Source organism: Colwellia sp. MB3u-55, from assembly GCF_014076785.1.
Classification (GTDB): domain Bacteria; phylum Pseudomonadota; class Gammaproteobacteria; order Enterobacterales; family Alteromonadaceae; genus Colwellia_A.
Window position 1 is genome coordinate 17353 of record NZ_JACGUS010000115.1, and the last position, 16122, is coordinate 33474.

The following is a 16122-nucleotide window of genomic DNA, read 5'->3' on the forward strand; positions in this document are numbered from 1 at the left end:
AACTTAACTCGTCATTAATAGCGAATCTTTTCTCTGATCATAAACTGATCGTTTATCTGGTTGAATAAACATGTGTTGTTATAACGAAAGGCTATTTTATAAAGCAATTAAAGTTGCTTTTAGCCTTTATCGACGAACTCGCATTATAAGCAATAATATTAAACATTATTCACAGTCACAACCCACTTAGTAGGCTAGAAAAGTATCCACTTCTTGTTTGAAATTTTCATGAGTTGTTAGCACTTTTAAAGATTGATAAAGAGCTTCTATTGCTGACACGTTTTTTGTAAAAACAATTTTTAGCTTCATAAAAAAGTATGCAGTAACTTCACTAGATAAGCCTAAGCTACCACTTTTTAAATGCATTTTATTGCCGCTACTGATCGCTTTTGGTAACATTAATTTAATAGCTCCGCTACGTGTTGGTACTTTTACTTTTTCATTTAATGCATGCCTAGCATGAGTTAATGGTAAGTTGAGTGATTATATGAGCGCCTTCAAGCACATATAAAGGGTTTGGGTTGAGGTCAATTTAAAGATAAAAATCACCATATATTTAACCGCCAGCACTAGGTTGTCTTTGCTTTTGTAAACGAATTTCTTGACCAGTTTTATGCCTTTTAAAATGCTTACTTTTAAGTCCTTATTTTTTTGTATCCCTCCACGTTGATGAACAATTTGATCTTGTACGTTGAAATTAGGGGGAACCGGTGTAAGTATCTTGTAAATCAATCAATATTTTGCATTGCTTTCTTGCCCTACATTGATTGACAACCACGCGAGGCATGTTGGTCGCAACAAAGGCACTAACAAATAACGATTTAAAAAAGCTCGTAAATCGACTTTTTGACAATATTATCATGGTTTTGATGATGTTGAACTAGCGAACTAGGGGGAGTGTAAAACCTGATTAGCCATCAGCCAAATTTTTAAATTCAATTGTAACCTTAACTTTAATTTTATGCGGTGTAATAAATACTTTGTATGCTGTTTGAAGTGAAAACGATAAACTATTACCTGAGGATTTTATCTCTATTTATATATAGGCGTAAATTTATAACAATCAAAGGCGGGTTGTAAACTACTTATACAGCAGATGTTTTATGTCGTTAACTTTTATTATACTAAAATTATGCGTTGTTTATAAAATAATCACTTAAAAGTGAAGTTTCGATGGGGCTCTGAGCATTAATCCTGTATGATACGCGGCTTTATTATGGTGGCTAAGCATTTGTCTATTGATACATCTAGCTTAGTTATCCAAAATTACAGTATTAACTATCACTTTAAAGCCATCTGTTAGCACTTACTAGTTAATGAGTTTAGTTAACGGAAAATAGGAATATCTTTTGATCACTACATCTAACATTACAATGCAATTTGGCGCAGAGCCTTTGTTTGAAAACATTTCGGCTAAATTTGGCAATGGTCACCGCTACGGTTTGATCGGCGCAAATGGTTGTGGCAAGTCTACATTCATGAAGATACTCAGTGGTGACTTAGTACCAAGTTCAGGCAATGTCTCGGTTAGTACTGGCAACAAAGTCAGTACGTTGGGTCAAGACCAGTTCGCTTTTGAACAACACAATGTTATTGACACTGTTATTATGGGTGACATGCCATTATGGAAAGTAAAGCAAGAAAGAGATGCTATATACGCACAAGCTGAAATGAGCGAAGCCGATGGTATGCGTGTTGGTGACTTAGAAAGTGAATTTGCTGAAATGGACGGTTACACCGCAGAAAGTCGCGCAGGTGAAATACTACTAGAAGCAGGTATCGAAGAATCTTTTCATTATGGTTCAATGCAACAAGTTGCTCCAGGTTGGAAACTTCGTGTTTTACTTGCACAAGCCTTATTTGCTAACCCTGATATTTTGTTACTCGATGAGCCAACCAACAACTTGGATATCCATACCATCAGTTGGTTAGAAGCTGAGTTAAACAAACGTAAATGTACCATGATCATTATTTCTCATGATAGACATTTTCTTAATTCAGTATGTACACATATGGCTGATATTGATTACGGTGAATTACGCGTTTATCCTGGTAATTACGAGTTTTTCCTCGCGCAGTCTGGTTTGTTACGCGAGCAATTATTAGCCGGTAATGATAAAAAAGTTGCTGAGATCGCTGAGTTGCAAGACTTTGTTAACCGTTTTGGCGCTAACGCTTCTAAAGCGAAACAAGCAAGTTCTCGTGCTAAGAAAATGGATAAAATTAAACTTGATGATGTAAAGTCTTCAAGTCGTATCACCCCAAAAATAGCTTTTGCCCCTGGCAAGAAAATGCATAGACAAGCACTAGAGCTTGAAGGTTTAGCTCATGGCTTTGACGGCGTTACTTTGTTTTCTAAAGGTGATTTACTGTTAGAAGCGGGCGCTAAACTAGCTATCATCGGAGAAAACGGTGTTGGTAAAACGACGTTGCTACGCTGTTTAATGAGCGAGTTAGAGCAGACTGAGGGTGTTGTTAAATGGTCTGAAAATGCTTCTGTGGGTTATTGTCCACAAGATAGTGGTTCATTCTTTGACAACGACTTAACATTGATGGAATGGATGTCACAATGGCGTAGACCTTGTCACAATGATTTAAGTGTCCGTGGCATGCTAGGACGTATGTTATTCACTGATGATGATGCTAACAAGAAAGCACGTAACTGTTCAGGTGGTGAAAAGAATCGCTTGTTATTCGGTCGTTTAATGATGGCTGATATCAACGTATTAATTATGGATGAGCCAACTAACCACATGGATATCGAAGCGATAGATGCATTGAACAATGCGCTAAAAGACTTTGAAGGTACGCTAATTTTTGTTAGCCATGACCGTGAGTTTGTTTCTAGCTTAGCAACCCGTATTATCGATATTAAAGATAAAAAGCTTGTTGATTTTCAAGGTTCATTAGATGAATATCTTGATAGCCAAATACAGGCTCAAAAAAGAGCTTAGTCCTCTTTTAGCTGAGTTATTTGATTGTTGAAAACGCCTTTAATGGCGTTTTTAACGCTTTAACTAAGCACTATTTATAGATAAAAAAATGAGTTAGCCAATATTTAAAATGAGTGCGCTATACTCTCTACCACTCTGAAGACAACTCTACTGCTGCCTTCACCTTAACAACGTTCTCTAGGTCTAAACATGATAAACAATGATATTCTTCGTCGCTTAAGTACTTTACTTGATTTTGATGACGAAAAAACCCGTGCCGTCTTTAAATTAAACGCTTGTGAAATATCAGCAGAGCAATTGGTTTGTTTTTATAAAGAAAAAGACGATGAGACTTATGTTGAACTACTTGACGTAGAATTTGCTAGTTTCCTCAATGGTTTGATTGTTGAAAGAAGAGGCGCAAAAGAAGGACCACAAGCGGTTCCTGAAGCTGTCTTAACTAATAACGCTATTTTTAATAAGTTGAAAATTGCTTTTTCTCTACAAGCTGATGAAGTGATCGATACGCTTGAATTAGCCGAGTTGAGCTTAACCAAATATGAATTAAGTGCATTTTTTAGAAGCATCAATAATAAACATTATAGAGATTGTAGTGATGAAGTTTTATCGACCTTTATTAAAGGTTTAAAAATTAAACTTCAAGGATAGTATTATGCCATTTTCGACACTGGGATTAAGTGAACCGCTTTTAAAAGCACTTGCTGACTTAAAATATAGCGAGCCAACGGCTATTCAGAAAAAAGCCATTCCGGTTATTTTATCGGGAAAAAACCTTGTTGCTGCAGCGCAAACAGGTACAGGTAAAACGGCCAGTTTTGTTTTACCCATGCTTGAAAAACTTAATACCGAACGAAAATTACGTGGCAAACGTATTCGAGCGCTTATTCTTACGCCAACACGTGAACTTGCCGTTCAAGTAGAACAAAGTATCCGTGATTATGGTAAGTATTTAGACCTAAGCTCAATGGCAATGTACGGTGGTACTGACATTGAACCGCAAAGGCAGAAGCTTATTTGGGGGGTTGATATTGTTGTTGCGACTCCCGGACGATTACTTGATATGGCTCATCAACGTGCTCTGCATTTTGATGAACTTGAAGTCCTTGTTTTAGATGAAGCTGACAGAATGCTTGATATGGGTTTTATTGAAGATATCAATAAAATCATTGAACGTTTGCCACTCGAACGTCAAAACTTACTGTTTTCAGCCACTATTTCTGATGATGTTCGAACGTTATCAAAGCGTACTTTTAGTAATGCGACAGAAATCTCTATCGGCAATAATAGTGCCTCTAAACCTAAAATTGACCAATGGTTAATAACGGTTGATAAAGGTAATAAATCGGCATTACTGAGCCATTTAATTATTGAACATCAATGGCAGCAAGCGCTGATCTTTATCGAAACAAAACACGGTGCAGCTAAACTTGTTAGCCAGCTAGAAAAACGTGGCATTAGTGCCGAGTCTATTCATGGTGGCAGAACACAAGCGATGCGAGAACAAGTTCTTAATGATTTTAAAGTCGGTAAAATTAAGTTTCTTGTCGCAACAGGTATTGCTTCACGTGGTCTTGATATCGGCGAGCTAACTCGAGTGGTTAATTACGACTTACCAGATCAAGTCGATGACTATATTCACCGTATTGGTCGAACAGGTCGAGCGGGAGCCTCTGGAGAAGCGGTATCATTTGTAGCCAAGGACAACTTTAGAAACTTGTGTGCGATAGAAAGCCGTTTAGGACATGTTATTAAACGCAAAGAATTTGAAGGATTTCCAGTCAAAAAAGTGGTGCCACTTTCTATATTAAATTACGTGCCAAAAAATAAACGTTAACTACGGCTCATTAATTTATTAAGTTTGTATTGTGCTTGTTGGGGATGGGTTAAATCGATGATTTCTATCATTTTACACTCATCCCTGATCATCTCACTGATATTACTCGGATAATCCCGGCAGTCTTCAGGGCGGTCTTGATAAATGGCACAAGTATATTTAACTTGCTCGCTAGCATCTTGGTTAGGCATCTTTTCTAGGAAAGGGCACTGTGTCAGTTGCTTACCGGTTTGAGGATTAAACCAAATCTTATCTTTTATTACATATTGATGAATGTGCGGGCGAAAAATTTCCCACATTTCAATATCTTCAATCGAAGCTGCTATGCCTCCGTCGCCATATTTTATACAGCATTTTCCACATTGATTACAATCTTTCAATGGTTGCTTGACTCGTTTTAGTGTTTAAACAAAAGTGTATCATGTTAGCCTAACAATTATTGCGTAAGGCATTCGTGTTTCTTTATACAATTAATTATCTCACCTTGTGCTGATTTGATATCCCCAGTATGCTCACCGACAATAAAGCAAATTTTCGAATTAAAGGTAATAATAACAACGTGAAAAAATCTATTTTAATAACAGGTTGTTCAAGCGGTATTGGCTTAGATGCAGCCCTGACGTTATCAACAAGAGGCTATCAAGTTTTTGCTACCGCAAGAAAACAAGCCGATGTCGTTATGCTACAAGAAAAGGGTTTAACCGCTTGCCAGCTTGATTTAAGCCAAGTTGACAGTATCCATGCGGCACTTGCTTTTGTGCTCAATGAAACGGGGGGGACATTAGATTTTCTTTTTAATAATGGTGCCTATGGTCAACCGGGTGCACTAGAAGACTTACCAACTCAAGCGCTTATAAGCCAATTTGAAAGCAATGTTTTTGGCTGGCACGAACTGACTAAACAAGTGATTCCGATTATGCGCAAGCAAGGTCATGGCCGAATTATTCAATGTAGCTCGGTGTTAGGCTTTGTTTCTATGGCTTATCGTGGCGCTTATAATGCCTCAAAATATGCTGTTGAAGGTTTATCTGACACCTTAAGGTTAGAATTGAGATCAGCGAATATCGCAGTGATACTTTTACAGCCGGGTCCCATTAATACTCAATTTCGCGCCAATGCCTTAAGTGCTTTTACAGCCAATATTGACGCTAAAGACAGTGTCCATCATGTTGAGTATCAACAACAAATAGCAAGACTGGCCAGTAAAACCTCGAATGCAAAATTTACCTTAGAAGCGGCAGATGTCACCAAAGCGTTGATCCATGCTTTAGAGAGTAAACGCCCGAAAATAAGATACAGAATTACCGTGCCTACTAAACTATTTGCCGTATTCAAACGTATACTACCGACAAGTTGGCTCGATAATCTTTTAGCTAAAGGTTAATGAGCTAAAATAAGGTAAACTAACAATAAAATATTATTCATTTTTAAAAGGTAACTCTGATGAAAAGAACATCAAAAGTAGTTTGTACATTTTTAGCATTAATGACGAGCTTTAGCTTGTTAGCCTCTGATTTAAAAGTGGGAGAGCAAGCACCAGATTTTAAATTGCAAGCCACCAATGGTGATTATTACCAACTCAGTGACTACCAAGGTAAGCAAGCGGTTGTTTTAGCTTGGTATCCAATGGCTAACACGCGTGGTTGTACCATTGAATGTAAGTCATTGGTTGAGAAGGGGCATTTGATCAGAGCGTATAATGCAAGTTACGTTATGGCCAGTGTTGACCCATTAGATGACAACAGAGATTTTGCTAAGAAAACCGGCGCAGACTTTCCGATGTTAAGCGATCCAACAAAAGCGACTGCAAAAGCCTACGATGTGTTGAATATGATGCAGGTTGCTAGTCGTGTGACATTTTATATTTCTAAAGAAGGTAAAATCTTGAAAATAGATGATGATATTTCGCCAAGAACAGCGGCAGAAGATATTGCTAGTAACCTTGAAATGTTAAAAGTAGCAAAAGCTCAATAAGATAATAAGAGCAGCCAATACTTTTTGGCTGCTCATTATAAGTTACTCAGCGAGTAACTTTTCTATATCCGCTTTAATGCTAGTTGGTTTAGTGGTTGGCGCATAGCGTTTAACCACTTGGCCTTTTTTGTTCACTAAAAACTTAGTGAAATTCCACTTGATGCTCTTAGAACCTAGTATTCCAGGTGCTTTTGCCTTTAAAAAGTTAAAAAGAGGGTGAGTGTTGTCGCCATTAACATCAATTTTATCAAATAATGGGAATTTGATATTAAACGTTAGATCACAAAACTGCTGTATTTCCTCATTACTGCCTTTTTCTTGTTGCTTAAACTGATTACAAGGAAAAGCTAAAACCGCTAAACCTTGTGTTTGATACTCACTGTAAAGGGATTGTAAGCCTTCATATTGTGGCGTAAATCCGCAGGCACTTGCCGTATTTACAATAAGCATTACCTTACCTTGATAGTCTTTCAACTCAACGGTTTCTTTTTTATTGTTTAGTGCATTAAACTGATAAATAGCGTCAGACATTGATTATTCCTTTATATTAAGCGGCTTAAAATTTAGTGAAATTCTTCACAAGCTATCAAAGTGTTCTCGATTAAACTTGCTACTGTCATTGGGCCTACGCCGCCAGGTACGGGCGTAATGTAAGCGGCTTTCGTCTGAGCTACATCAAAACCGACATCACCAACAAGTTTGCCATTGTCTAAACGGTTAATCCCCACATCAATAACAATAGCGCCAGCCTTAATCCATTCTCCAGGAATGAACTCAGGTTTTCCTACGGCCACAACAAGTAAGTCAGCGTTACGTATTTTATCTTCAAGATTTTTAGTGAATCTATGTGTGGTGGTTACTGTGCAACCGGCCAGTAATAGTTCTAACGTCATTGGACGACCAACAATATTTGAAGCACCGACTATAACCGCCTCTAAACCATGTGGGTCTATACCGGTAGTCTCTATCAGTTTGATAATGCCCTTAGGTGTACAGGGGCGCAATCCTGGCTGGCGAAGTGCTAGTTTGCCAACGTTGAATGGGTGGAAGCCATCAACATCTTTTAAAGGGTTAATATGCTCGATAATTAAATTAGCATCTAAACCTTTTGGCAAAGGGAGCTGAACAAGAATACCATCAATATTTTCGTCATTATTTAATTCATCAATTAAAGTAAATAATTCAGCTTGAGTGGTTGTTGGGGGCAGATCATATGAGCGAGAAAGAAAACCAACTTCTTCACATGCTTTACGCTTACTACCAACATAAACCTGTGAAGCAGGATCTGAGCCGACTAATATCACGGCTAGCCCGGGAGGTCGTAAGCCATTTTTAATGCGTACTGCTACTTTTTCTTTTACTGAGAGCCTAAGCTGCTGAGCAATATATTTACCGTCTATAAGAGTTGCTGTCATGATAGTTTCTATTAACTTAGTTAAATGATGAAAAACGACACTATTTTCGCATAAAAACCTAGACTGTTATAGCTACTGTTCCTATAAATGGTCTTTTATTCGGTAATATATCGTCAAATGAAGATTTAAAAATAAAATATCCGCTAAACAAGTAGGCCAATAACAGAATTTATTGGTAATTGAAGAGTTGCTATATTTATAGGCAATAAGTGCTGATTATCAAGCGGCTTGTTTTAAAAGTGAGCAAACGGTTATTTTTTTATAAAAAAGGTTTGACGGGACTCAGGCAACTAGGTAATATCCGCATCCGTTGAAAGGGACGTATTTTTAGTTCTTTTAAACGCAGTACATATCGGTGATTAGCGCAGCTTGGTAGCGCACTTGGTTTGGGTCCAAGGGGTCGCAAGTTCGAATCTTGCATCACCGACCACTTTTTTAATTATTTTTAATAACTAGAAATTTGGCCTGTAGGTAATGTGCGCCCTTAGCTCAGCTGGATAGAGCAACGCCCTTCTAAGGCGTGGGTCGCAGGTTCGAATCCTGCAGGGCGTACCAAACAGTATTTTACAATGGTGGCTATAGCTCAGTTGGTAGAGCCCCGGATTGTGATTCCGGTTGTCGAGGGTTCAAGTCCCTTTAGCCACCCCATTTTTTCTCAAGAGATGGCGATAAAATATTGTAGTGAAGTAGGTTAAGTAGAAAATGTCGGTGATTAGCGCAGCTTGGTAGCGCACTTGGTTTGGGTCCAAGGGGTCGCAAGTTCGAATCTTGCATCACCGACCACTTCTTATTTTAGAGTCCTATTATCTTTGTTAACTCCCCGTATACATTTCTATTTATAAATCATAAATTTAATCTAAAACAACTCTTTAACTACCCGTTACACCAATCTTTATGCACTTTAGACTTAATTTATTACATTTAAATGAAGTCAGCACACACTGTTTTTACTCGTTTTATCACCCATTTAAAAAATAAGTCAAAAATAACGTCATTAAAGGGTCGACTCTTATAACAAGCATCGCTATAATTTCGCGTCATTATTTTAAAATCTAGGTCTATATCATGCCTTTTAAACCTCGCTGAGCGAGGAATTATTTATTGGTGTTGGTATTTACTCTGATTTTTCGGGCTTCTGTAGCATTGGTTATAGGGCTACAAACGTCACACTCTTTGGCTAATTAAGCTGTGAAGTAGTTGTGTTATTGAAAGCGTTACTAAAACGCTAAGTTTTGAGGTATTAAAATGCAAGTTTCAGTAGAGACTACACAAGGTTTGGAACGTAAGTTAACTATTTCTGTTCCTGCAGAATCAGTAGATGTAGAAGTTAAAAACCGTCTTCGTCACATATCAAAAACCCAGCGAATTAATGGTTTCCGTCCAGGTAAAGTTCCTGCGACTGTTATCCAAAAGCGTTACGGTCAATCAGTTCGTCAAGAAGTTGCTGGCGAATTAATGCAACGTAACTTTGTTGATGCAATCGTTGCAGAAAAAATGAATCCAGCTGGTCGTCCAAGTTTTATTGCTAAAAGCAATGAAGACGGCAAAGCGCTAGAATTCGAAGCTACTTTTGAAGTTTACCCTGAAGTTACTTTAACGGGCTTAGATTCAATTAACGTTGAACGTCCTGACGTTGAAGTTACAGATGCTGATTTAGATGAAATGTTTATTACATTACAGAATCAACATAAAACGTGGAAAGAAAACAAGCGTAAAACTAAAGCCGGTGACAAACTTGTTTTAGATTTTACTGGCCGTGTTGACGGTGAAGTTTTTGAAGGCGGCGAAGCTAAAGATTTCGAACTTGAGTTAGGCGCTGGTCGCATGATCCCAGGTTTTGAAAAAGAAATTACTGGCATGAAAGCTGGCGATGAAAAAACAATTAAAGTGACTTTCCCTGATGATTACCATGCTGAAAACCTAAAAGGCAAAGAAGCAGAGTTTGATATAGTTCTTCATAAAACTGAAGGTCCAGTCTTACCAACAATCGATGAAGATTTTGCTAAATTGTTTGGTGTTCAAGAAGGTGGTGTAGAAGCATTACGCACTGAAGTAAGCACTAACATGACTCGTGAGTTAACCCAAGCGGTTAAAGCTAAAGTTAAAGAGCAAGTAATCGAAGGCTTATTAGCTGCTAACGATGTTGAAATTCCTAAAGCGTTAATCGCTCAAGAAATTGACGTTTTACGTAAGCAAGCAATGCAACGTTTTGCGGGTCAAATGGATCTTAATAACATGCCAGAGCTTCCAGCTGATATGTTTGAAGAGCAAGCTAAACGCCGTGTTAAAGTTGGTTTGTTACTAGGTGAAGTGATCAAAGTTAATGAATTAAAAGTTGATGAAAACAAAGTTAACGAATTAATTGCATCAGCCGCATCAGCTTACGAAGATCCAAAAGAAGTTATCGAGTACTACGCAACAAACAAAGAGCTTAACCAACAAATGCAGAATGTTGCATTAGAAGAGCAAGCTGTCGAATTGTTACTTGAAAGCGCAAAAGTTAATAAAAAGAATGCAAGCTTTAAAGATATAATGAATCCAGAAGGTAAATAAGACTGAGTCTTTTAGGATTCTTGCCACTGAGCAAAGAAACTTAATTGGCTCAGTGGCTGCCATTTGCTTAAATTTGTAGCACTTTAGTGAAACAAATGTGAATTGGTAGACCTTTTAGATTGACATTATGTCAAGCAATCGCTTAAATGGCTGGTATGGGGACATACGAGCCATTTTTTATATAGAAAGGAAATTTTAGTTGTTTACTTCTCAAAATAATTCTCAGAAAATCACCAGCACTATCGATAGTGCTTTAGTGCCAATGGTTATTGAGCAAACACCTAAGGGTGAGCGCTCGTTCGATATTTATTCAAGACTTTTAAAAGAGCGTGTTATTTTCTTGTGTGGTCAAGTTGAAGATCACATGGCTAATTTGATTGTTGCTCAGTTATTATTCCTTGAGTCTGAAAGTCCTGATAAAGATATATACTTATATATTAATTCACCTGGCGGTTCGGTAACTGCAGGTATGGCTATTTACGATACGATGAAGTTTATTAAGCCAAACATCAGTACCGTATGTATTGGTCAGGCGGCTAGTATGGGCGCATTCTTATTATCAGGCGGTGAAAAAGGTAAACGTTACTGTCTACCAAACGCCCGTGTGATGATTCATCAGCCACTTGGTGGTTTCCAAGGTCAAGCATCTGATTTTGAAATTCATGCGAAAGAAATTCTTTATATTAAAACCAAATTGAACACTTTAATGGCTGAGCATACAGGTCAGTCATTAGAGAAAGTTTCTCATGACACCGACCGTGACAACTTCTTAAGTGCAGAAAGTGCGGTTGAATATGGATTAGTTGACTCTATATTAACAGAAAGATTAGATAAATAATTTCACAACTTTGTGAACTAGATAATTTATGAAATACTTAACAGTATCTGTATTAGAAATTAAACAAATTGAGGTTCCGTATGACCGATATTAAAAATGGTGACGGTGATAACGGCAAGCTTTTGTATTGTTCGTTTTGTGGCAAGAGCCAACATGAAGTTCGTAAACTTATTGCTGGTCCGTCAGTATTTGTTTGTGATGAGTGTGTCGAACTGTGCAACGATATTATTCGTGAAGAAATAAAAGAAATTTCCCCGAAAGAAGAAAAAGAAAGCTTACCTACACCGATAGAGATCCGTGAAAGTTTAGATGACTACGTTATTGGTCAAGATCACGCGAAAAAAGTATTAGCCGTAGCGGTTTATAATCACTACAAACGTTTACGCAATGGTGACTCTCACAATGGTATAGAGTTAAGTAAAAGTAATATTTTACTTATTGGCCCAACGGGTAGTGGTAAAACATTACTGGCTGAAACCTTAGCGCGTTTGCTTGATGTGCCCTTTACTATGGCTGATGCCACGACATTAACTGAAGCAGGTTATGTTGGTGAAGATGTTGAAAACATCATCCAAAAGCTTTTACAAAAATGTGATTACGATGTTGAAAAAGCCCAGCGTGGTATTGTTTACATCGATGAAATTGATAAAATTTCTCGTAAATCAGATAATCCATCAATCACGCGTGATGTATCAGGTGAAGGTGTTCAGCAAGCATTGTTGAAGCTTATTGAAGGCACTATTGCTTCAGTTCCACCACAAGGTGGGCGTAAACATCCTCAACAAGAGTTTTTGCAGGTTGATACTTCAAAAATCTTATTTATCTGTGGTGGCGCATTTGCCGGTTTAGATAAAGTTGTTGAGCAACGTTCGCATACAGGTGCAGGTATAGGTTTTGGCGCAGAAGTTCGTGGCAAAGATAGCAAGAAAACGCTAACCCAACATTTACAAGATGTTGAGCCAGAAGATCTGATTAAGTATGGTTTAATTCCTGAATTTATTGGTCGTTTGCCTGTTGTAGCAACATTAACAGAACTTGATGAAGACGCATTAATCCAAATATTGCAAGAGCCTAAAAATGCGCTAACTAAGCAGTTTGGTGCATTGTTTGACATGGAAAACGTTGAATTAGAGTTCAGAGAAGATGCATTAATTGCTATTGCACACAAAGCTATGGTGCGTAAAACGGGTGCGCGTGGTTTACGCTCAATTGTTGAAAGTGTCTTACTTGATACCATGTACGAATTGCCATCAATGAATGATGCGATAAAAGTTGTGGTCGATGAAACAGTAATAAAAGGTGAATCAAAACCAATTATTATTTACGACACACCACAGGAAAAAGTAGCGAGCGAATAGCCGTTCATTGCTAAGATTTTAGGTGTTTCCACAAAAAGAGTTAGATGACATTGGTCATTTAACTCTTTTTTTTTGTCTATCCGTTGAAAGCTTTACTAAAATCCCCATATACTTTTTAACTACAATTTTTTCCCTACTGATTTTCGAGAGAGTAACCTATGACCGAAGAGTTATCTGGTATCAATGAAATTCCTGTTCTAGCCTTGCGCGACGTTGTTGTCTATCCCCAAATGGTGATCCCATTATTTGTAGGTCGCGAAAAATCTATTCGCTGTTTAGATATCGCAATGGAAAACGACAAGCAGGTTTTTCTTGTTGCACAAAAAGATGCCGCAGTTGACGACCCTACAGCCGATGATGTTTATCGTGCGGGTACGATTGCCACTATTTTACAAATGTTAAAATTACCTGACGGCACGGTGAAAGTGTTAGTTGAAGGAGCGCGTAGAGCGCGTATAACTCAATTTGTTGAAACACAAGAATACTTCACTGCCGATATTGAGTTTCTTGACGTAGAAACCGTTAACGAAGACGATTGCGAAGTCTTGGTTCGTTCGGCTATTTCTCAGTTTGAAGGTTATGTCAAACTCAATAAAAAAATACCACCTGAAGTGTTAACTTCAGTTTCAGGTATTGATGATGCCGAACAATTAGCGGATACCATGGCTGCACATATGCCATTAAAGTTAGCTGAAAAGCAAAAGGTACTAGAAATAGAGAATGTTGCTCAACGTCTTGAATACCTAATGGCACTGATGGAAGGCGAAATTGACTTATTACAAGTTGAAAAGAAAATTCGTACCCGTGTTAAAAAACAAATGGAAAAAAGTCAGCGCGAATATTATTTGAATGAGCAAATGAAAGCCATTCAAAAAGAATTAGGCGATGACGAAGAAGGTTCAAACGAAGTTGAGCAGCTTGAAAAGCAAATTGAAGATGCGCAAATGCCCGAAGAAGCTAAAGAAAAGACTTTAGCTGAAGTACGGAAATTAAAAATGATGTCACCGATGTCGGCAGAAGCAACCGTGGTTCGCTCATACATCGACTGGATGATCAGTGTACCTTGGAAGAAGCGTAGTAAGTTAAAGCGTAACTTAAAGCTTGCTCAAGATATTTTAGATAAAGATCATTACGGTTTAGATAAAGTTAAAGAACGTATTTTAGAGTATTTAGCGGTGCAGCAACGTGTTAGCCAGCTAAAAGGACCTATTCTTTGTTTAGTTGGCCCTCCAGGGGTTGGTAAAACGTCTTTAGGACAATCTATTGCTAAGTCAACCGGACGTAAATACGTGCGTATGGCACTAGGTGGTGTGCGTGATGAAGCTGAAATCCGAGGCCATCGCCGCACATATATTGGTTCTTTGCCAGGTAAGTTGATTCAAAAAATTGCTAAAGTTGGGGTTAAGAATCCACTCTTTTTATTAGATGAAATAGATAAAATGGCGTCTGATATGCGTGGCGATCCTGCATCTGCTTTACTGGAAGTGCTTGATCCGGAGCAAAATACGACGTTTAACGACCATTACTTGGAAGTTGATTATGATTTATCCGATGTGATGTTTGTTGCTACTTCTAATAGTATGGATATCCCCGGACCTTTATTGGATCGCATGGAAGTTATTCGTTTGTCGGGTTATACCGAAGATGAGAAGCTTAATATTGCCAAGAATCACTTACTTGATAAGCAAGTTGGTCGTAATGGTCTAAAAGAGAAAGAAATTTCAATTGAAGACAGCGCTATTATGGGGATCATTCGCTACTACACAAGAGAAGCTGGAGTACGTGGCTTAGAGCGAGAGATATCAAAACTTTGTCGTAAAGCGGTAAAAGCGATTTTATTAGATAAAACCATTAAGAAAGTCACTATTAATCAAGATAACTTATCTGAATTTTTGGGTGTACAACGTTTTGATTATGGTAAAGCGGATAGTGAAAATAGAATAGGTCAAGTAACTGGTTTAGCGTGGACATCGGTAGGTGGTGAGTTATTGACTATAGAAACCGCTTCGGTTCCTGGTAAAGGTAAACTGACTTACACCGGTTCTTTAGGTGACGTGATGCAGGAATCGATACAAGCAGCGATGACGGTTGTGCGTAGTCGAGCCGATAAATTTCGTATTAATGCTGATTTTCATGAAAAACGTGACATCCATGTCCATGTCCCTGAAGGTGCTACACCAAAAGACGGGCCAAGCGCCGGTGTTGGTATGTGTACGGCATTAGTTTCTAGCTTAACCGGTAATCCGGTCAGAGCTGATGTTGCTATGACAGGTGAAATTACGTTACGAGGTGAAGTACTTCCTATTGGTGGCTTAAAAGAAAAACTCTTGGCTGCGCATCGTGGTGGTATTAAAACGGTCATTATTCCAAAAGATAATGAACGTGATTTGGAAGAAATTCCTGACAATGTTAAAGGTGATTTGGTTATTCATCCGGTAAAATGGATAGAAGAGGTATTAGATATTGCCTTAGAACATCCTGTAGAAAAATTCAACTTAGGCAACTAATTTGTAAAAATTGCTGTTTTTTTAGTAAATAAAAGAAAAAATTGCAAAAAATTAACAAAAAACAGTGATTTTTGCTTTTCATACACTGAAACTGTGTTAAGTTAATGTCGCTGATAACGCTAGACCCCTATCCATACATAGGATTAGGGTTTGGTTAAGATAAAAATAAATAATAAATTTTATTTTCTTAAACACAGTGCTTGATGTTCAAAAGAAGCTCAATATAAAAGTTTCCGCAGGACGCTAAAACAAATGATGGCACTGAATAATAACAATTGAAGGGGAATACTTGTGAACAAATCTCAACTAATCGAAAAAATCGCTGCTGGCGCAGACATCTCTAAAGCTGCTGCTGGTCGTGCGTTAGATTCATTTATTGAAGCTGTTACAGACGAATTGAAAAATGGTGAGCAAGTTGCTCTAGTTGGTTTTGGTACTTTCTCAGTACGTGACCGTGCTGCTCGCACTGGCCGCAACCCACAGACGGGTGCAACTATTCAAATCGCTGCAGCTAAAATCCCAGCATTTAAAGCTGGTAAAGCATTAAAAGATTCAGTTAATCCATAATTATCTGCTTCAATTTTTGTAGATAAATTAGAAAAGCCTTTTTAAACGAAGGCTTTTTTTATTTTACATATCCCATAAATAGCTTCATTTATATCACTATAAAATAATTAAATCTTCGTCTG

Annotated in this window: 14 protein-coding genes and 4 tRNA genes; 14 read left to right on the top strand and 4 right to left on the bottom strand. The window is 37.9% G+C overall.

Annotation, left to right across the window (positions count from 1 at the left end; all coding sequences use genetic code 11):
- Nucleotides 1–186: 186 nt before the first annotated feature.
- Nucleotides 187–399: a hypothetical protein gene (locus H4J66_RS10885; RefSeq protein ID WP_182174318.1), complete on the bottom strand. Its 213-nt coding sequence runs from the start codon at nt 397–399 to the stop codon at nt 187–189.
- A 950-nt stretch (nt 400–1349) separates the two neighbouring features.
- Between H4J66_RS10885 and H4J66_RS10890 the strand changes: the two genes are divergently transcribed.
- From H4J66_RS10890 to H4J66_RS10900, 3 genes are all read left to right on the top strand, one after another.
- Nucleotides 1350–2954, top strand: a complete 1605-nt coding sequence (locus H4J66_RS10890; protein WP_070374171.1) for an ABC-F family ATPase — start codon at nt 1350–1352, stop codon at nt 2952–2954.
- Nucleotides 2955–3143: 189 nt separating this feature from the next.
- Nucleotides 3144–3602, top strand: a complete 459-nt coding sequence (locus H4J66_RS10895; protein ID WP_070374170.1) for a DUF1456 family protein — start codon at nt 3144–3146, stop codon at nt 3600–3602.
- A gap of 4 nt (nt 3603–3606) precedes the next feature.
- Nucleotides 3607–4788: a DEAD/DEAH box helicase gene (locus H4J66_RS10900; RefSeq protein WP_182174321.1), complete on the top strand. Its 1182-nt coding sequence runs from the start codon at nt 3607–3609 to the stop codon at nt 4786–4788.
- Here H4J66_RS10900 and H4J66_RS10905 read toward each other — a convergent pair.
- On the bottom strand, nt 4785–5168 hold the full coding sequence (locus H4J66_RS10905) for a YkgJ family cysteine cluster protein (RefSeq protein ID WP_182174324.1): 384 nt from the start codon (nt 5166–5168) through the stop codon (nt 4785–4787). The two genes, H4J66_RS10900 and H4J66_RS10905, sit on opposite strands and share 4 nt — an antisense overlap.
- 179 nt (nt 5169–5347) lie before the next feature.
- On the opposite strand from H4J66_RS10905, the gene H4J66_RS10910 reads away from it, so the two are divergent.
- Together H4J66_RS10910 and H4J66_RS10915 are read left to right on the top strand one after the other, a co-directional pair.
- The gene (locus H4J66_RS10910) at nt 5348–6172 is read left to right on the top strand and encodes an SDR family oxidoreductase (RefSeq protein WP_182174327.1); all 825 of its coding nucleotides are present in this window, start codon (nt 5348–5350) and stop codon (nt 6170–6172) included.
- 59 nt (nt 6173–6231) lie between these two features.
- On the top strand, nt 6232–6762 hold the full coding sequence (locus tag H4J66_RS10915) for a redoxin domain-containing protein (protein ID WP_182174330.1): 531 nt from the start codon (nt 6232–6234) through the stop codon (nt 6760–6762).
- 42 nt (nt 6763–6804) lie between these two features.
- Here H4J66_RS10915 and H4J66_RS10920 read toward each other — a convergent pair whose 3' ends face one another.
- On the bottom strand, nt 6805–7293 hold the full coding sequence (locus H4J66_RS10920; RefSeq protein ID WP_182174333.1) for a glutathione peroxidase: 489 nt from the start codon (nt 7291–7293) through the stop codon (nt 6805–6807).
- A gap of 32 nt (nt 7294–7325) precedes the next feature.
- Nucleotides 7326–8177, bottom strand: coding sequence for a bifunctional methylenetetrahydrofolate dehydrogenase/methenyltetrahydrofolate cyclohydrolase FolD (gene folD, locus H4J66_RS10925; protein WP_182174336.1), 852 nt, complete (start codon nt 8175–8177; stop codon nt 7326–7328).
- Between the two features lie 353 nt (nt 8178–8530).
- Between folD and H4J66_RS10930 the strand changes: the two genes are divergently transcribed.
- The 9 genes from H4J66_RS10930 to hupB all read left to right on the top strand — a co-directional run bounded on the left by H4J66_RS10930 (nt 8531) and on the right by hupB (nt 16000).
- Nucleotides 8531–8607: transfer RNA gene (locus H4J66_RS10930), tRNA-Pro, on the top strand.
- A gap of 48 nt (nt 8608–8655) precedes the next feature.
- Nucleotides 8656–8732, top strand: a tRNA-Arg gene (locus H4J66_RS10935).
- Nucleotides 8733–8749: 17 nt separating this feature from the next.
- A tRNA-His gene (locus H4J66_RS10940) sits at nt 8750–8825 on the top strand.
- 58 nt (nt 8826–8883) lie between these two features.
- A tRNA-Pro gene (locus H4J66_RS10945) sits at nt 8884–8960 on the top strand.
- Nucleotides 8961–9422: 462 nt separating this feature from the next.
- A complete protein-coding gene (gene tig, locus H4J66_RS10950; RefSeq protein ID WP_182174339.1) occupies nt 9423–10730 on the top strand; it encodes a trigger factor in 1308 nt (435 codons plus the stop codon).
- A gap of 229 nt (nt 10731–10959) precedes the next feature.
- Complete coding sequence (gene clpP / locus H4J66_RS10955) at nt 10960–11568, top strand: ATP-dependent Clp endopeptidase proteolytic subunit ClpP (protein WP_083278125.1); 609 nt, start codon at nt 10960–10962, stop codon at nt 11566–11568.
- 80 nt (nt 11569–11648) lie between these two features.
- Nucleotides 11649–12926: an ATP-dependent protease ATP-binding subunit ClpX gene (clpX, locus tag H4J66_RS10960; RefSeq protein ID WP_070374163.1), complete on the top strand. Its 1278-nt coding sequence runs from the start codon at nt 11649–11651 to the stop codon at nt 12924–12926.
- 158 nt (nt 12927–13084) lie between these two features.
- Nucleotides 13085–15433 (top strand): endopeptidase La, encoded by a 2349-nt coding sequence (lon, locus tag H4J66_RS10965; protein WP_182174342.1) that lies wholly within the window; start codon nt 13085–13087, stop codon nt 15431–15433.
- A gap of 291 nt (nt 15434–15724) precedes the next feature.
- Nucleotides 15725–16000 carry a nucleoid-associated protein HU-beta gene (gene hupB, locus H4J66_RS10970; protein ID WP_070374161.1) on the top strand — a complete coding sequence of 92 codons (276 nt, stop codon included), beginning with the start codon at nt 15725–15727 and terminating at the stop codon, nt 15998–16000.
- Nucleotides 16001–16122: the final 122 nt, after the last annotated feature.

Excerpts from the sequence above, each read along its gene's own strand:
- folD (WP_182174336.1), bottom strand. The coding sequence starts at position 8,177 with ATGACAGCAACTCTTATAGACGGTAAATATATTGCTCAGCAGCTTAGG.
- H4J66_RS10920 (WP_182174333.1), bottom strand. The coding sequence starts at position 7,293 with ATGTCTGACGCTATTTATCAGTTTAATGCACTAAACAATAAAAAAGAA.
- H4J66_RS10915 (WP_182174330.1), top strand. The coding sequence starts at position 6,232 with ATGAAAAGAACATCAAAAGTAGTTTGTACATTTTTAGCATTAATGACG.
- H4J66_RS10900 (WP_182174321.1), top strand. The coding sequence starts at position 3,607 with ATGCCATTTTCGACACTGGGATTAAGTGAACCGCTTTTAAAAGCACTT.
- lon (WP_182174342.1), top strand. The coding sequence starts at position 13,085 with ATGACCGAAGAGTTATCTGGTATCAATGAAATTCCTGTTCTAGCCTTG.
- tig (WP_182174339.1), top strand. The coding sequence starts at position 9,423 with ATGCAAGTTTCAGTAGAGACTACACAAGGTTTGGAACGTAAGTTAACT.
- clpX (WP_070374163.1), top strand. The coding sequence starts at position 11,649 with ATGACCGATATTAAAAATGGTGACGGTGATAACGGCAAGCTTTTGTAT.
- H4J66_RS10895 (WP_070374170.1), top strand. The coding sequence starts at position 3,144 with ATGATAAACAATGATATTCTTCGTCGCTTAAGTACTTTACTTGATTTT.
- H4J66_RS10885 (WP_182174318.1), bottom strand. The coding sequence starts at position 399 with ATGTTACCAAAAGCGATCAGTAGCGGCAATAAAATGCATTTAAAAAGT.